The sequence below is a fragment of the Azospirillum sp. TSO22-1 genome, assembly GCF_003116015.1.
In the GTDB taxonomy this organism is placed as follows: domain Bacteria; phylum Pseudomonadota; class Alphaproteobacteria; order Azospirillales; family Azospirillaceae; genus Azospirillum.
This window is the reverse complement of sequence record NZ_LGQZ01000066.1, coordinates 1-13,916: the sequence shown is the minus strand read 5'-3', so window position 1 is coordinate 13,916 and position 13,916 is coordinate 1. Positions and strand designations below refer to the sequence as shown.

Here is a 13,916-nt window from a genome sequence, read left to right as displayed (position 1 = left end):
GACACCTCCCATGCCGATTTGCCGGTTGACGCACCGCGCCGCTCCCCCTACCCAGCAGCATCAAACGAACGGGGTGGGAGCAGGGGCGTGGACACGCTGATCAGCGTCCTGGTGGTGTTCTTCGTCGTGGTCGATCCGGTCGGCCTCGTGCCGGTGTTCCTCGGCCTGACGCAGGGCTTCGACGCCCGGCGCAAGCGCATGATCGCGCTGCGCGGCACGGCGCTCAGCCTGACCATCCTGGTGTTCTTCGCCTATCTCGGGCGGCCGGTGCTGACGGCGCTGGGCATCGGGATGCCGGCCTTCCGCATCGCCGGCGGGGCGCTGCTGTTCTGGATCGCCTTCGAGATGCTGTTCCAGCGCCGCTCCGACCGCAAGGAGAAGGCCGCCGACGAGGCCCGCACCGACGAGGAGGCGCACGACCTCGCCGTCTTCCCGCTGGCCATCCCGCTGATCGCCGGGCCGGGCTCCATCGCCTCGGTGATGCTGCTGATGGACCAGTACGGGCGGGGCTGGCAGGGCCAGCTGACGGTGCTGGGGGCGGCGGCGCTGGTGATCGCCAGCGCCACGGTGCTGCTGATGTTCGCCGACGTGGTGCGCCGCCTGCTGGGGCGCACCATGATCCTGACGCTGAGCCGGATCCTGGGGATCGTGCTGGCCGCGCTGGCGGCGCAGACGATCCTGTCGGGCATCACGGCGGTCTACCCGCCCTAAGCCTTCAGCCGATAGCCGGTGCGGAACATCCACCACACCGCGCCCAGGCACAGCGCCAGGAACAGCGTGGTCATGGCGAGGCTGACGCCGACGCCGACGTCCGCCGTGCCGTAGAAGCTCCAGCGGAAGCCGCTGACCAAGTAGACGACCGGGTTGAACAGCGTCACCGTCTGCCAGACCGGCGGCAGCATGCTGATGGAATAGAAGCTGCCGCCCAGGAAGGTCAGCGGCGTGACGATCAGCAGCGGCACGATCTGCAGCTTCTCCCAGCCGTCCGCCCAGACGCCGATGATGAAGCCGAACAGGCTGAAGGTCACCGCCGTCAGCACCAGGAAGCCCACCATCACCAGCGGGTGCTCGATGTGATAGGTGACGAACAGCCGCGCGGTGATCAGGATGATGAAGCCGAGGATCACCGACTTGGTCGCCGCCGCGCCCACGTAGCCGATCAGGATCTCGCCGATGGAGACCGGCGCCGACAGCACCTCGTAGATGGTGCCCGAGTATTTCGGCATGTAGATGCCGAAGGAGGCGTTGGAGATGCTCTCGGTCAGGATCGACAGCATGACGAGGCCGGGCACGATGAAGGCGCCGTAGTTCACGCCGTCCACCTCGCCCATTCGCCCGCCGATGGCCGAGCCGAACACCACGAAGTACAGCGAGGTGGAGATCGCCGGGGACGCGATGCTCTGCGCCAGCGTGCGGAACCAGCGCGCCATCTCGAAGCCGTAGATGGCGCGGATCGCGTGGATGTTCAGGGGGATGTTCATTTCCCGGCCCTCACCAGGCTGACGAAGATCTCCTCCAGCGAGCTCTGGCTGGTCTGGAGGTCCTTGAAGTCGATGCCGTGCTCGCCCAGCCGCCGCAGCAGGCCGGCGATGCCGGTGTGCTCGGCCTGGGCGTCGAAGGTGTAGACCAGCTCGGTGCCGCCGGCGGTCAGCTCCAGCGCGTATTCCGACAGGCCGGCGGGGATCGCCTCCAGCGGGCTCTGCAGGTGCAGCGTCAGCTGCTTCTTGCCGAGCTTGCGCATCAGCACGTCCTTGTCCTCGACCAGGATGATCTCGCCCTTGCTGATCACCCCGATGCGGTCGGCCATCTCCTCCGCTTCCTCGATGTAGTGGGTGGTGAGGATGATGGTGACGCCGCCCTCGCGCAGCCGCCGCACCATCGCCCACATGTCGCGGCGCAGCTCGACGTCGACGCCGGCCGTCGGCTCGTCGAGGAAGAGGATCTTCGGCTCGTGCGACAGCGCCTTGGCGATCATCACCCGGCGCTTCATGCCGCCGGACAGGGTGATGACCTTGGCGTCCTTCTTGTCCCACAGCGACAGGTCGCGCAGCACCTTCTCGATGTGCGCCGGGTTGGGCGGCTTGCCGAACAGGCCGCGGCTGAAGCTCACCGTGGCCCAGACCGTCTCGAAGACGTCGGTGGTCAGCTCCTGCGGCACCAGCCCGATGGCCGAGCGCGCGGCGCGGTAGTCGCGCACGATGTCGTGCCCGTCGGCCAGCACCGTGCCGGTGGACGGGTTGACGATGCCGCAGACGATGCTGATCAGCGTCGTCTTGCCGGCGCCGTTGGGGCCGAGCAGCGCGAAGATCTCGCCGCGGCGGATCTCCAGGTCGATGCCCTTGAGCGCGTTGAATCCGGTCTTGTAGGTCTTGGTGAGGCCGGAGACCCGGATGATCGGCGGGGCGGGCGCGGCGGGCGCGGCGGCGCGCGCCGGGGCGGTTTCGTTCAGCAAGGACATGGGGACCTGTTGCTTCGGCGGCACTTGCCCCCACCCTGACCCTCCCCCGCTGCGCAGGGGAGGGAACTCCGCCGCTGGCCTGTAAACCCTCCCCTGCAAAGCGGGGGAGGGTGCCCGAGCGCAGCGAAGGGCGGGTGGGGGCGCGTGTTCAGGGGCAGGATGGTAGGGCGGGAACCGCCCGGTCTCAACCCCGCCTAGAAGCGGACCAGCCTTGCCGCCTGGAGCAGGGCGACGATGACGAGAAGCGATGCCGGCAAACCGGCCAGCCATCCGCAGAGGACGGCTTTCGCCTGTGCGGCTCCGGATGCGGTCGCCGGCAGGCGCCGCGCGTCGGCGATCGCGTAGAGTGGCAGGTAGAGCAGGGAAGCGATGGCGCCGGCCGCCGCCAGGTAGGTACCGGCGATGTCATCGACGAAGCGCGTGTACAGCGTGCCGATCACCGCCCAGGCCGCCAGGAGCGCCAGCCCGACGGCGGCGGTGCGCAGCAGGCGCAGGAGGGCCGCCCGCACGCGTCACACGTGGAAGCTCTCCCCACACCCGCAGCGGCCCTTCTCGTTCGGATTGCTGAACTTGAACCCCGTCTCGAACTTGTCGTCGACGTAGTCCATTTCCGAGCCGATCAGGAACATGACGGCCGCCGGGTCGATGAGGACGGTGACGCCCTTGTCCTCCACGACCTCGTCGAACTTCATCTTCTCCTTGGCGTACTGGATGTCGTAGCTGAGGCCCGAGCAGCCGCGGGCCTTCACGCCGATGCGCAGGCCGATCATCTCGCCCGGCGCCTTCGCCATCAGCGCCCTGACGCGCTCGGCGGCCGCATCGGTGATGGAAAGGGCCTTCGGGAGTGCCATGGGTCGTCTCGCTCCTCAGAACATGTCCAGCTGGATCTTGGCGACGTCCGACATCATGTCCGGGCGCCATGGGGGTTCCCACACCAGATCGATCTTGCATGTGGTGACGCCCTCGGCGTTTTGAACGGCCTCCTGCACCTGCAGCGGCAATTCGCCGGCCACCGGGCACATCGGGCTGGTCAGGGTCATGTCGACCTCGACCTCGCCGGCGTCGTTGACGTCGACGCGGTAGATCAGTCCGAGTTCCCAGATGTCCACCGGGATCTCCGGGTCGTAGCAGGTCTTGATCGCCTCGACGATGCGCTCCATCACCCCCTCCTTGCCGGTGGCGATGGAGACGGCGGGCGTGTCGTGGATGTCGGTTGCGGTCGCGTCTTCAGGCATGGCTGGCTCTCTTACTCGCTCGACGCCTATTCGCTCGATGCTTTTTCGTCGCCCTCGATGGCCGCGTTCATCGCGTGCCAGGCGAGGGTGGCGCACTTCACGCGCACCGGGAACTGGCGCACGCCGGACAGCACCATCAGCTTCTCCAGGGCCTCCTCATCGACCGGGCCGTGGTCGCCGTGCTCCTCCTCGTCCTTGGTGCACAGGTCGTGGAAGGTCTCGAACAGGGCCCTGGCCTCGGCCTCGGTCTTGCCCTTGACCACCTCGGTCATCATCGAGGCGCTGGCGGTGGAGATGGCGCAGCCGCGCCCCTCGAACGCCACGTCCTCGACGACATGATCGCCGCTCACCTTCAGGTAGACGGTGAACTTGTCGCCGCACATCGGGTTCTCGCCGCGCGCCTCGCGGTTGGCGTCGGGCGGGTGGCGGTGGTTCCGCGGGTTCTTGCCGTGGTCCAGGATGACTTCCTGGTACAGCTCGCGCAGCTCGTCCATCATGCTCCGAAGAACTCCTTCACCGCCTTGACCGCATCGACCAGAGCGTCGGCCTCGGCCCGCGTGTTGTAAAGAGCGAACGACGCCCGCGCCGTCGAGCCGACGCCCATGCGGTCCATCAGCGGCTCGGCGCAGTGCTGGCCGACGCGCACGGCGACGCCGTACTGGTCCACCACGGTGCCCAGGTCGTGCGGGTGCACGCCGTCCACCACGAACGAGATGATCGCCGCCTTGCCCGGCGCGGTGCCGACGATGCGCAGCCCCTCGATCTCCTGCAGGCGCGCCGTGGCGTAGGTCAGCAGGTCGTGCTCGTGCGCCGCGATGGCGTCGCGCCCGATGCCCTCGACGTAGTCGATGGCGGCGGCCAGCCCGATCGCCTCGGTGATCGGCGGGGTGCCGGCCTCGAAGCGGGCCGGGGCCTCCTTGAAGGTGGTGCCGCTGAAGCTGACGGACTGGATCATGTCGCCGCCGCCCTGGTAGGGCGGCATCGTCTTCAGCAGCTCCGGCTTGGCGCACAGCACGCCGATGCCGGTCGGGCCGTACAGCTTGTGGCCGGTGAAGACGTAGAAGTCGGCGCCGATGTCCTTCACGTCCACCGTGCCGTGCACCACCGCCTGGGAGCCGTCGAGCAGCACCGGCACGCCATGCTGGTGCGCGATGCGGACGATCTCCTTGGCCGGCGTCACCGTGCCCAGCACGTTCGAGCAATGGGTGATCGCCACCATCTTCGTGCGCGGCCCGAACAGCTTCGCGTAGGCGTCCAGGTCGAGCACGCCGCGGTCGTCCACCGGCACCACCTTGATCGCCAGCCCCCTGGCCGTCTGGGCCAGCTGCCAGGGGACGATGTTGGCGTGGTGCTCCATCACGGAGACGATGATCTCGTCGCCCGGCTCCAGGAAGGTGCGGGCGTAGCTGTGCGCCACGAGGTTGATCGCTTCGGTCGCGCTGCGGGTGAAGACGATGCCGTCGCGGGACGGCGCGTTGAGGAACGCCGCCACGCTGTCGCGCGCCGCCTCGAAGCGGTCGGTCGCCCGCTGCGACAGGAAGTGCACGCCGCGGTGGATGTTGGAATAGTCCTCCTCCAGGAAGCGCGTCATGGTGTCGATGACGTGGCGCGGCTTCTGGGCGCTGGCGCCGCTGTCGAGATAGACCAGCGGCTTGCCGGGCTGCGGCTTCTTGCCGGTGCGCTCGTGCACCGTGCGCGACAGGATCGGGAAGTCGGCGCGGATGCGCTCGACGTCGTAGGGGGCGGCGGGGCGTTCCAGCGTATAGGCGATGTCGCTCATGGCCTCGGTCTCCTCAGCGCGTGCCCAGCCAGCCGGTGACGAAGCCGTGGAAGGCCTCGCGGACGGTCTCGTCGGGGATCTCGTCCAGCGCCTCCGCCAGGAAGGCGCCGATCAGCAGGGCGCGCGCCTCGTCCTTCGGGATGCCGCGGGCGCGCAGGTAGAACAGCGCCTCGTCGGCCAGTTCGCCGGCGGTGGCGCCATGGCTGCACTTCACGTCGTCGGCGTAGATCTCCAGCTCCGGCTTGGCGTCGATCTCGGCGGTGTCGGACAGCAGCAGGGCGCGGTTGAGCTGGTGGCCGTCGGTCTTCTGCGCGCCGGGATGCACGACGATCTTGCCCTGGAACACGGCGCGGCCGTGGTCGTCGATGGCGCCCTTGTAGACCTCGCGCGAGGTGCCGTGCGGCTCCTTGTGCTCGATCACGGTGGTGGTGTCGCAGTGCTGGTGGCCGCCGATCATGTAGGCGCCGTTGACGTTGCAGCTCGACCCCAGGCCGAGCGCCACGCGCACCTCGCTGCGGGCCAGCCGCGCGCCGGTGGTCAGGATGAAGTTGTCGTAGCAGGCGTCCTTGCCGACCTTCGCCACGCTGTTGGACAGGTGGAAGGCCTCCGCCCCCTCGCGCTGCACCTTGTAGTGGCGCAGGATGGCGCCCTCGCCGACGTAGGCCTCGGCCACGTGGTTGGCGAAGGTGGCGCCGATGCCGAGCCCGACGTGGTGCTCGATCACCGTCGCCTTGCTCTGCGGCTCGGCGATCAGCAGCGTGCGCGGGTGGAAGGCGACCGCGCCGTCATCCGACCCCAGCGATACGAAGACCAGCTCGATCGGTTCCGCCACCTCGACGCCGCGGCCGATGCGCACCACCGCGCCGTCCGCCAGGAAGGCGGTGTTGAGCGCGACGAAGCGCTGCTCGTCGGACACCGCCAGCCGGCCCAGGTGCTCGCCGACCAGATCGGGGTTCCGGGACAGCGTCTCGGCGAGGCCCGACAGCTCGACGCCGGCCGGCACGCCCGCGGTGGAGGACAGGTCGGCGCGGAAGAAGCCGTCGACGAACACCAGCCGCGGGCCCGTGCCGACGTGCGGCAGGACGTCGAAGTGCACGCCCGCCGCGGCCGGCCTGGCCGGCTGGAAGGCGACCTTCTCCAGGCTCTTCAGGCTGGTGTACTTCCACGCCTCGACCTTGGCGGTCGGGAAGCCCAGCTCGGCAAAGCGGCTGCGGCCCAGCTCGCGCAGGTCGCGCACCCAGGACAGCGCGGCGCCCGGCAGCTCCGCCTTCACGCGGTCGTACTGCTCCAGGTAGGGCTGGGCCGGGACGGGGTCGCCGCGGCGGGGGGAGTGGGTGCTCGTCATCTCACGCCGCCTCGTCCACGCCGAATTCCTTGTAGCCGTTCTTCTCCAGCTCCAGCGCCAGCTCCTTGCCGCCCGAGCGCTGGATCCGGCCGTGCGCCAGCACGTGCACGTAGTCCGGCACGATGTAGTCGAGCAGGCGCTGGTAGTGGGTGATGACCAGCATGGAGCGCTCCGGCGAGCGCAGCGCGTTGACGCCGTCGGCGACGATCTTCAGCGCGTCGATGTCGAGGCCGGAGTCGGTCTCGTCGAGGATGGCGAACTTCGGCTCCAGCACCGCCATCTGCAGCGTCTCGTTGCGCTTCTTCTCGCCGCCGGAGAAGCCGACGTTGACCGCGCGCTTCAGCATCTCGTCGGTCATGCCGAGCTGCTTGGTCTTGGCGCGGATGTGCTTGAGGAACTGCATGGCGTCCAGCTCGCTCTCGCCGCGGCGCTTGCGCATGGCGTTGATGGCGGACTTGAGGAAGGTGGTGTTGGCGACGCCGGGGATCTCCACCGGGTACTGGAAGGCCAGGAACAGCCCTTCCGCGGCGCGCTCCTCCGGCTCCAGCGCCAGCAGGTCCTGGCCGAAGTAATTGACCGAGCCCTTGGTGATCTCGTAGCCCTCGCGGCCGGCCAGCACGTAGGAGAGCGTGCTCTTGCCCGAGCCGTTCGGCCCCATGATGGCGTGCACCTCGCCCGGGCGGATCGTCAGGTCGATGCCCTTGAGGATTTCCTTGCCGTCCACCGTGGCGTGCAGGTTCTTGATTTCGATCATCGCTTGTCCGTTCCTCGCATCCCACTCGGTGGCGTATCCAGGGTTCCAATCACTCTCTCATCGTCATCCCCGCGAAAGCGGGGATCCAGTCCCGTTACCTCATCATCCCACACTGCCTTCCAGCGAGATGCCCACCAGCTTCTGCGCCTCGACGGCGAACTCCATGGGCAGCTCCTTCAGCACTTCCTTGCAGAAGCCGTTGACGATCAGCGACACCGCGTCCTCCTCGGCCAGGCCGCGCTGGCGGCAGTAGAAGAGCTGGTCCTCGCTGATCTTCGCCGTGGTCGCCTCGTGCTCGATGCGGGCGGAGCGGTTGCGGCTCTCGATGTAGGGCACCGTGTGGGCGCCGCACTGGTCGCCGATCAGCAGGCTGTCGCACTGCGTGTGGTTGCGCGCACCCTCCGCCTTGGGCAGGATCTTCACCAGCCCGCGGTAGGTCTGCTGCGCCTTGCCGGCCGAGATGCCCTTCGACACGATGGTCGAGCGGGTGTTCCTGCCGATGTGGATCATCTTGGTGCCGGTGTCGGCCTGCTGGCGGTTGTTGGTGATGGCGACCGAGTAGAACTCGCCCACCGAGTTGTCGCCCTGCAGGATGCAGCTCGGGTACTTCCAGGTGATCGCCGAGCCGGTCTCCACCTGCGTCCACGAGATCTTCGAGTTGACGCCGCGGCAGGCGCCGCGCTTGGTCACGAAGTTGTAGATGCCGCCGACGCCGTTCTCGTCGCCCGGATACCAGTTCTGCACCGTCGAGTACTTGATGGTGGCGTTGTCGAGCGCCACCAGCTCGACCACCGCGGCGTGCAGCTGGTTCTCGTCGCGCTTCGGCGCGGTGCAGCCTTCCAGGTAGCTGACGTACGAACCCTCGTCGGCGATGATCAGCGTCCGTTCGAACTGGCCGGTGTTGGCCTGGTTGATGCGGAAGTAGGTGGACAGCTCCATCGGGCAGCGCACGCCCTTCGGGATGTAGACGAAGCTGCCGTCGGTGAACACCGCCGAGTTCAGCGTCGCGAAGAAGTTGTCGGTGTACGGCACCACCGAGCCCAGGTACTTCCTCACCAGCTCCGGACACTTGTGCACGGCCTCGGAGATGGCGCAGAAGATGATGCCCATCTCCTCAAGCTTGGCCTTGTAGGTGGTCGCCACCGACACGCTGTCGAACACCGCGTCCACCGCCACCGCCGGGCTCTGCCCCTCGGTGCCCTCGACGCCGGCGAGGATCGCCTGCTCCTTCAGCGGGATGCCCAGCTTGGCGTAGGTCTTCAGCAGCTCCGGATCGACTTCGTCCAGCGACTTCGGCTTCGCCTTCATCTTCGGCGCCGCGTAGTAGTGCGCGTCCTGGTAGTCGATCGGGCCGTAGGTGAGCGCCGGCCAATGCGGCTCCTCCATGGCCTTCCAGGCTTGGAAGGCGCGCAGGCGCCACTCCAGCAGCCACTCCGGCTCCTCCTTCTTGGCGGAGATGAAGCGGATGATGTCCTCGTTCAGGCCCTTCGGCGCGACCTCGGACTCGATGTCCGTGGTGAAGCCGTATTCGTATTCCTTCTCGGTGAAGGCGCGGACCTGATCGGCGGTCTCGGTGCTGGCGGCCATGGCTTCCTCTAACTCCCTAGGCGTTTCCCGACGCGAGCGCCTTGGCCGGTTCCCTGGCCGGCGGCGTCCACACGGGGCCCATCATGTCGGCGAGCGTCACCTGCTCCAGCGCGGAGCGGATCGCCCGGTTGATCTTCTCCCAGCCGCCCCGCATGGGGCACAGGTTCTCCACGCCGCACTCCTCGCCGGCCCCCTCGACGCACGCGGTGAGCGCGATGGGGCCGTCGAGGGCGACGACGATGTCGGCGATGGTGATGGCCTCGGCCGGGCGGGCGAGCGCGTAACCGCCGGCCGCCCCGCGGTGCGAGGTCATCAGGCCGGCCGGGGTCAGGCTCTTCATCAGCTTGGCGACCGTCGGCGCGGGCACGCCCGTGCGCTCGGCCATCTGGGTCACGGTGTGCACCGTGCCCGTCTGGCGCGCCATCTCGCTCATCACCACGATGGCGTAATCGGTCAGCTTGGACAGCTTGATCATGGCCGGGAGTTCAATCAGGACCAATTCGGTACTGATTAGATGCCCCGCCCCTGTCCAAAAGTCAAGCGGATCAGTGGGGCATTCGGCCGATCGCCGGCAACGGCCATACTAGACCGCAGCGGTACGGTATAGGGTGCGGCGCTTTGTCGCAAGTCCTGAAACGATCATCCCCGCGGAAGCGCCGGCTTCCGCGGGGATGTCGAGGCCGGAACGCAGGCGGCGCTACGACCGGTCGATCTCCTCCTTGGCGGCGCCCTTCACGTCGTCGACCGCTTCGGCGACGTGCTCGCGGGCCGCTTCGGCGGCGGCCTGGGCGGCACGGGTGCCGCGCTCGATGGCGTCCTGCGCCACGTCCTTCGCCTTGCTGGTCACCTGCCCGGCGTAGTCGCCGACCCAGCGCTCCTCGTAGCGGGTGCCCGGGATGCTGGCGCCGAGCGCTGCGCCGAGCGCCACGCCCATCACGCCGGCGACCAGCGGGTGGTCCTCGACGAGGTCCCAGAAGCTGGTGGTGACGTGGCCGATCTGCCGGCCCATCGAGGCGGTCATCGACCGTCCCCCCTGGGAATGCTGCTGCGGCATGCCGCGGCCGGCCGGGCCGCCGGTGCGGTTGTCGCCCGGACGATCGTGAGGGGTGCCGCCGCCGGTCATCCGGCTGGCGGCGTCGCCGGCGCTGTCGTAGGCATCACTGGCCATGTCGCCGGCGCGGTCGTACAGCGAGCCGGCGGTGTCGCGCACGGTGCCGGCGGCGCTGTAGAAGGTGTCGCGGGCGTAGCGGGCGGTGGAGCCGGCGGCGCCGCGCGCGCTGCGGAACGCGCCGCTCTGGGCGATGCGCTGGTCCATGCCGCTGCGCGACAGCAGCATCCAGCCCAGTCCGATGCCGATCATGGCGAGCGGAACGGGGTTGCCGCGGACCATGTCGCCCATGTGCGACGCTCCGCTGCTCATCCGGTTGGTCATGCGGTTCATGGTCTGCTCCTTGAGGGTGTCGGGCGCGAGGCGGTGCCGGAGCGAGTCCAGCGAAGCGGCGATGCGCGTCCGGCGATCACGCGCCTCGCGCTGCAAAGCGTCGTAGTCGGGGTGGTCCCTGGTGGCGTTGTCGTCGTGCTGGCTCATCGGCTGAGCTGGCTCCGCGCCCAGTCCTTGTCGTCGCGCAGGGTGTGCAGCGTGCGGTTGGGCTGCAGGTTCTCCGGCCTCAGCCGGCTGCGGCCCATCAGCATCAGCGCGGCGCCGATGCCGACCACCACGGCGCCGACGATCAGCGCCGCCAGCCACGGCTGCACGACCAGCGACAGCGCCAGCACGGCGCAGGCCAGCAGCACCAGCAGCCCGGCGAAGGCGACGAAGCCGCCGGCGGCGATGAAGGCCACGCCGCCCGCCGCCTGCCCGGCCTTCTCGCCCAGTTCGGCCTTGGCCAGCTCCAGCTCGGTGCGGACCAGCCCGGTCAGGTCGCGCGCCAGGTCGGCGAACAACCCGGCCAGCGAGCGGTTCGCCCGCGGGTCGTAGCGGCCGTAGTCCTCGGCGGCGCTCATGGTTTGGACTCCAGGGGTTTGCTCTCCGGAGGCTTGGACTCCGGCGCCTTCGCGGTGCCGGCGCCGCCCACCGGTTCGGCCCTCGCCGTCGGGATCTTCGCGGGTTCGGGTGAGCCGCCGGCCATCAGCTCGGCCGCGTCACGGACGCTGCTGCCCATGTTGACCCTGTTGCCGACGCCGGACTCGTCCGACGAGGCCCGCGGCCGGGACTGGCCGGTTCCGGTGCCGCCGCCGGTCGAGCGCTGGCCCGCCGGGTAGGAGCCGCCGATGTTCTGCCGCTCCTGCGAGAAGTCATAGGAGCCGCGCGCCCGGCCACCGCCGCCACCGCCGCCGCCCATGCGCTGCTCGTCCTGCTGGCGCATCAGGTCGGCCATGCGGATGCGCTCGCCGGAACTCTTGATGAAGCGGGCGAACAGGAAGCCGACGCCGAACGCCGCGCCCAGGAAGACCTCGGGCTGCCGGCGGGCGAAGCTCTCGACCTGGCCGACCAGATCGTCCACCGTCGAGTTGCGGAGCGTGTCGGCGAACTGCTCGACGCGGTCGGCGGCCATCACCGTGTAGCGGGCGGCGGTGCCGTTGTTCTCCTCCTCCAGCTGCTGGGCGGCCTGATGCAGCGCCTGCGCGACGCTGCCGATCTGGTCGGCGGCGCGGTGGCTCTGCTGCTCGAAGGCGGCGCGGATCCGGTTCTGGGCGGCGCCCATGCCCTGGCGGCCCATCTCGGTCGCCTCGTTCTGCGCGCGGTCGAGCGGCCCCGTGGCCTTCTTGTCGTCCGGACCGCCCTGACCTGAATTGTCGCGCGTTGCCATCATGATCCTCCTCGGGAGTGTCTTGCCGTGTGCGGGCTTGGCTGCCTTCGCGGAAACTCGACCTTTAAACAAGGGGTGAAGGTCGGGGTTCCGAAGGCGGCCCGCCGGACGGACCGGAGGAGGCGAGGGGGAACGGGCGTGCTTCGCTCAGGGCGAGGGCGTCTCCAGGACGGCGCGCGGCGCGCGGCGCGGCCACAGCTGCCAGAGCAGCGCCGCGGCCTGCAGCGCCACCACGATCAGCAGCGCCAGCCGGTGCCCCTCCGGCGCGTAGCCGCCCTGCGGCCCCGGCGGGAAGGTGCCGATCACCGAGCCGAGGCCCCATTGCAGGCTGAAGGCCACCGCGAACATCAGCAGGTTGGCGGCGGTGTTGACCCGCCCGGCCAACTCGGCCGGGAAGTTCTGCGACAGCACGGAGTAGACCAATACCGAGGCGCTGGCGAACAGCGGGTACAGCACCCAGGACACCACCGGCGGGACCGGCAACCCGGCCAGCATGGCCGCCAGCGCCAGGGTGGCGAGCAGCAGGCCGGCGTTCGCCACCGTCGCCGGGCTCAGCCCGCGCCGCCGCAGCGCGTCGGTGGCCAGCGCGAAGCCGGTGTAGCCGGCGACCATCGCCATGGCGGCGTATTGCAGGTGGGTGGCGACGGCGGCCTTGTCGAAGCCCTCGACGTCGCGCAGCCATGGCCCGGCCCACAGCGCCATGTAGGTCATGAAGACGCCCTGCACGACCACCGACGCCGGCGCCTGCCGCCAGAACACCGGGCTGGAGAACACCCGTCCGGTGCCGCGCAGCATGGCGCCCCAAGTGGCGTCCTGATTGGTGCCATGGGTGGTGGTGGCGCCGCGCCGCGGCCGTTCCGGCACCACGGCGTAGAGCAGCGCCGCACACGCCGCGGTGGCCACGGCCAGGGCGAGGAACAGGCCGCGCCAGTCGGTGACGGCCATCAGCGCGCGCACCGGCGTGGTGGCGAACACGGCGCCCAGCCCGCCGCTGGCCAGGAACAGCCCGTTGACCAGCGGCAGCCGCTCGATCGGCCACCACATGACGTTGGCGGTGATCGCCGCCATCAGGCAGGCCGAGACGCCGACGCCGATCAGCGCCCGCCCGACCGCCAGCGTCGCCAGCCCGTCGCCCACCGCGAACAGCGCCGCGCCCGCCGCTGCCACCAGCAGCAGCGCCGTCTCGATCCGCCGCGGGCCGTAGCGGTCGAGCAGGATGCCCAGCGGCGCCTGGAACGCGCCGAAGGCGAGGAAGTAGGCGCTGGTCAGGAAGCCCAGCCCGGCGGCGGTGACGCCCAGCGAGGCGGTCAGCTCGTCGGCGATCACGGCGTTCACCGTGCGGAACAGGTAGGACATGAAGTAGCCGACGGCGAACGGCGCGAAGACGCGCAGGATGCGGTACGGCACGCTCGGACGTTCGTGGTCCGTCACGGGTTGGCCTCGGTGGTTTTTCTTCGCGCGGCGGTTGCCGCCCTCCCAGGAGGGAGAGGGTGCCCCGGTCGGGGGTACCCCGGCAAGGACAAACCCCGCGTTTTTGCCGCATGCCAGCCCCTTGACTGCGGGGCCTGGGAGGCGCACGCTGACGGCGTGAACGGTGATGCTTTTCCGGCATTGATCGCTCATCACCGACAGGCCTGATGGCCGCGTCGGAAACACGGTCGGACTTGAAGAGGCAAACTCCGGCCCCTGCGCGGGGCTCATCGGAACCATGTGTTGCCCGTCCGACTGAACGGCGGTGGAGCCAAACCCGGGTGGCTCCACCGCCGGATTGCTTTCTGGGGCATGCGTTCCCCGACCCCCTTTCATTCTTCACTTCCGCCGCGCGAGAACTCCGCGTTCGCCTCCCCCAGCCCCGCTGGGGGAGGAAGGGACCCGCGCCGCAGGCGTGGGAAGGTGGGGGCATGGCGTGTGTGGCCGGCGTTGATTCCCGTGCAGGCCGCTGCCCCC

Annotated in this window: 16 protein-coding genes; 1 reads left to right on the top strand and 15 read right to left on the bottom strand. The window is 69.4% G+C overall.

Annotated features, from left to right (window positions below; translation table 11 throughout):
- Positions 1 to 87: 87 nt before the first annotated feature.
- Complete coding sequence (locus tag TSO221_RS17475; protein ID WP_247878103.1) at positions 88 to 711, top strand: MarC family protein; 624 nt, start codon at positions 88 to 90, stop codon at positions 709 to 711.
- Here TSO221_RS17475 and TSO221_RS17470 read toward each other — a convergent pair.
- The 15 genes from TSO221_RS17470 to TSO221_RS17400 form a co-directional block, all read right to left on the bottom strand.
- Entirely contained in the window at positions 708 to 1,481 is a 774-nt protein-coding gene (locus TSO221_RS17470; protein WP_247878102.1) for an ABC transporter permease, read from the bottom strand. The two genes, TSO221_RS17475 and TSO221_RS17470, sit on opposite strands and share 4 nt — an antisense overlap.
- The gene (locus tag TSO221_RS17465; protein WP_109119795.1) at positions 1,478 to 2,458 is read right to left on the bottom strand and encodes an ABC transporter ATP-binding protein; all 981 of its coding nucleotides are present in this window, start codon (positions 2,456 to 2,458) and stop codon (positions 1,478 to 1,480) included. The genes TSO221_RS17470 and TSO221_RS17465 overlap by 4 nt, the downstream gene beginning before the upstream one ends.
- A 194-nt stretch (positions 2,459 to 2,652) precedes the next feature.
- Positions 2,653 to 2,967: a hypothetical protein gene (locus TSO221_RS17460; RefSeq protein ID WP_109119794.1), complete on the bottom strand. Its 315-nt coding sequence runs from the start codon at positions 2,965 to 2,967 to the stop codon at positions 2,653 to 2,655.
- A gap of 3 nt (positions 2,968 to 2,970) precedes the next feature.
- Positions 2,971 to 3,309, bottom strand: coding sequence for an iron-sulfur cluster assembly accessory protein (locus tag TSO221_RS17455; protein WP_109119793.1), 339 nt, complete (start codon positions 3,307 to 3,309; stop codon positions 2,971 to 2,973).
- 15 nt (positions 3,310 to 3,324) lie between these two features.
- Positions 3,325 to 3,693 carry an SUF system Fe-S cluster assembly protein gene (locus TSO221_RS17450; protein ID WP_109119792.1) on the bottom strand — a complete coding sequence of 123 codons (369 nt, stop codon included), beginning with the start codon at positions 3,691 to 3,693 and terminating at the stop codon, positions 3,325 to 3,327.
- Between the two features lie 26 nt (positions 3,694 to 3,719).
- Entirely contained in the window at positions 3,720 to 4,190 is a 471-nt protein-coding gene (gene sufU / locus TSO221_RS17445; protein WP_109119791.1) for a Fe-S cluster assembly sulfur transfer protein SufU, read from the bottom strand.
- Entirely contained in the window at positions 4,187 to 5,473 is a 1,287-nt protein-coding gene (locus TSO221_RS17440) for a cysteine desulfurase (RefSeq protein WP_109119790.1), read from the bottom strand. The genes sufU and TSO221_RS17440 overlap by 4 nt, the downstream gene beginning before the upstream one ends.
- Positions 5,474 to 5,486: 13 nt before the next feature.
- Entirely contained in the window at positions 5,487 to 6,818 is a 1,332-nt protein-coding gene (sufD, locus tag TSO221_RS17435) for a Fe-S cluster assembly protein SufD (protein ID WP_109119789.1), read from the bottom strand.
- A gap of 1 nt (position 6,819) precedes the next feature.
- Positions 6,820 to 7,572: a Fe-S cluster assembly ATPase SufC gene (gene sufC, locus TSO221_RS17430; RefSeq protein ID WP_109119788.1), complete on the bottom strand. Its 753-nt coding sequence runs from the start codon at positions 7,570 to 7,572 to the stop codon at positions 6,820 to 6,822.
- A 102-nt stretch (positions 7,573 to 7,674) separates the two neighbouring features.
- The gene (gene sufB / locus TSO221_RS17425; RefSeq protein ID WP_109119787.1) at positions 7,675 to 9,159 is read right to left on the bottom strand and encodes a Fe-S cluster assembly protein SufB; all 1,485 of its coding nucleotides are present in this window, start codon (positions 9,157 to 9,159) and stop codon (positions 7,675 to 7,677) included.
- 16 nt (positions 9,160 to 9,175) lie between these two features.
- The gene (locus tag TSO221_RS17420; RefSeq protein ID WP_109119786.1) at positions 9,176 to 9,634 is read right to left on the bottom strand and encodes an SUF system Fe-S cluster assembly regulator; all 459 of its coding nucleotides are present in this window, start codon (positions 9,632 to 9,634) and stop codon (positions 9,176 to 9,178) included.
- Positions 9,635 to 9,856: 222 nt separating this feature from the next.
- Positions 9,857 to 10,747: a hypothetical protein gene (locus TSO221_RS35485; protein ID WP_158284124.1), complete on the bottom strand. Its 891-nt coding sequence runs from the start codon at positions 10,745 to 10,747 to the stop codon at positions 9,857 to 9,859.
- Complete coding sequence (locus TSO221_RS17410; RefSeq protein ID WP_109119785.1) at positions 10,744 to 11,163, bottom strand: phage holin family protein; 420 nt, start codon at positions 11,161 to 11,163, stop codon at positions 10,744 to 10,746. The genes TSO221_RS35485 and TSO221_RS17410 overlap by 4 nt, the downstream gene beginning before the upstream one ends.
- Positions 11,160 to 11,972 carry a hypothetical protein gene (locus TSO221_RS17405; RefSeq protein ID WP_146208837.1) on the bottom strand — a complete coding sequence of 271 codons (813 nt, stop codon included), beginning with the start codon at positions 11,970 to 11,972 and terminating at the stop codon, positions 11,160 to 11,162. Before TSO221_RS17405 ends, TSO221_RS17410 begins: the two co-directional genes overlap by 4 nt.
- A 144-nt stretch (positions 11,973 to 12,116) precedes the next feature.
- Positions 12,117 to 13,400, bottom strand: a complete 1,284-nt coding sequence (locus TSO221_RS17400) for an MFS transporter (protein ID WP_158284123.1) — start codon at positions 13,398 to 13,400, stop codon at positions 12,117 to 12,119.
- Positions 13,401 to 13,916 lie beyond the last annotated feature (516 nt).